The sequence below is a fragment of the Streptomyces sp. NPDC058985 genome (genome assembly GCF_042740985.1).
In the GTDB taxonomy this organism is placed as follows: Bacteria; Actinomycetota; Actinomycetes; order Streptomycetales; family Streptomycetaceae; genus Streptomyces.
This window is the reverse complement of sequence record NZ_JBHYJX010000098.1, coordinates 1,719-3,740: the sequence shown is the minus strand read 5'-3', so window position 1 is coordinate 3,740 and position 2,022 is coordinate 1,719. Positions and strand designations below refer to the sequence as shown.

At 57.7% G+C, this 2,022-nt stretch carries 1 rRNA gene (cut by a window edge); it reads right to left on the bottom strand.

From position 1 onward, the window contains the following. A 23S ribosomal RNA gene (locus tag ACFW01_RS38275) occupies window positions 1-1,931 on the bottom strand; it reaches 1,272 nt to the left of the window's first position. Window positions 1,932-2,022: the final 91 nt, after the last annotated feature.

Sequence of the window (2,022 nt, the reverse complement as noted above, 5' to 3'; positions counted from 1 at the left end):
GGTGTGGCCCCCCTTCTCCCGAAGTTACGGGGGCATTTTGCCGAGTTCCTTAACCATAGTTCACCCGAACGCCTCGGTATTCTCTACCTGACCACCTGAGTCGGTTTAGGGTACGGGCCGCCATGAAACTCGCTAGAGGCTTTTCTCGACAGCATAGGATCATCCACTTCACCACAATCGGCTCGGCATCAGGTCTCAGCCACAAGGTGTGCGGATTTACCTACACACCGGCCTACACCCTTACCCCGGGACAACCACCGCCCGGGATGGACTACCTTCCTGCGTCACCCCATCACTCACCTACTAACCGCTTGGTCCGGCGGCTCCACCACTCCCCTCAACTCCGAAGAGATCAGGGCGGCTTCACGGCCTTAGCATCACGATGCTCGATGTTTGACGCTTCACAGCGGGTACCGGAATATCAACCGGTTATCCATCGACTACGCCTGTCGGCCTCGCCTTAGGTCCCGACTTACCCTGGGCAGATCAGCTTGACCCAGGAACCCTTAGTCAATCGGCGCAAACGTTTCTCACGTTTGTATCGCTACTCATGCCTGCATTCTCACTCGTGAACCGTCCACAACTCGCTTCCACGGCTGCTTCACCCGGCACACGACGCTCCCCTACCCATCACGATCCCCGTTGGGGGTATATATCGCAATGACACGACTTCGGCGGTACGCTTGAGCCCCGCTACATTGTCGGCGCGGAATCACTAGACCAGTGAGCTATTACGCACTCTTTCAAGGGTGGCTGCTTCTAAGCCAACCTCCTGGTTGTCTGTGCGACTCCACATCCTTTCCCACTTAGCGTACGCTTAGGGGCCTTAGTCGATGCTCTGGGCTGTTTCCCTCTCGACCATGGAGCTTATCCCCCACAGTCTCACTGCCGCGCTCTCACTTACCGGCATTCGGAGTTTGGCTAAGGTCAGTAACCCGGTAGGGCCCATCGCCTATCCAGTGCTCTACCTCCGGCAAGAAACACACGACGCTGCACCTAAATGCATTTCGGGGAGAACCAGCTATCACGGAGTTTGATTGGCCTTTCACCCCTAACCACAGGTCATCCCCCAGGTTTTCAACCCTGGTGGGTTCGGTCCTCCACGAAGTCTTACCTCCGCTTCAACCTGCCCATGGCTAGATCACTCCGCTTCGGGTCTTGAGCGTGCTACTGAATCGCCCTGTTCGGACTCGCTTTCGCTACGGCTTCCCCACCCGGGTTAACCTCGCAACACACCGCAAACTCGCAGGCTCATTCTTCAAAAGGCACGCAGTCACGAGACACCAAGCAAGCTTGATGTCCGACGCTCCCACGGCTTGTAGGCACACGGTTTCAGGTACTATTTCACTCCGCTCCCGCGGTACTTTTCACCATTCCCTCACGGTACTATCCGCTATCGGTCACCAGGGAATATTTAGGCTTAGCGGGTGGTCCCGCCAGATTCACACGGGATTTCTCGGGCCCCGTGCTACTTGGGTGTCTCTCAAACGAGCCGCTGACGTTTCGACTACGGGGGTCTTACCCTCTACGCCGGACCTTTCGCATGTCCTTCGCCTACATCAACGGTTTCTGACTCGTCCCACGGCCGGCAGACCGTGGAAGAGAGATCCCACAACCCCGCACACGCAACCCCTGCCGGGTCTCACACGTATACGGTTTGGCCTCATCCGGTTTCGCTCGCCACTACTCCCGGAATCACGGTTGTTTTCTCTTCCTGCGGGTACTGAGATGTTTCACTTCCCCGCGTTCCCTCCACACTGCCTATGTGTTCAGCAGCGGGTGACAGCCCATGACGACTGCCGGGTTTCCCCATTCGGAAACCCCCGGATCAAAGCCTGGTTGACGACTCCCCGGGGACTATCGTGGCCTCCCACGTCCTTCATCGGTTCCTGGTGCCAAGGCATCCACCGTGCGCCCTTAAAAACTTGGCCACAGATGCTCGCGTCCACTGTGCAGTTCTCAAACAACGACCAACCACCCATCACCCCGGGACAACATCCCGAGTGCACTGGGGCCGGCAAC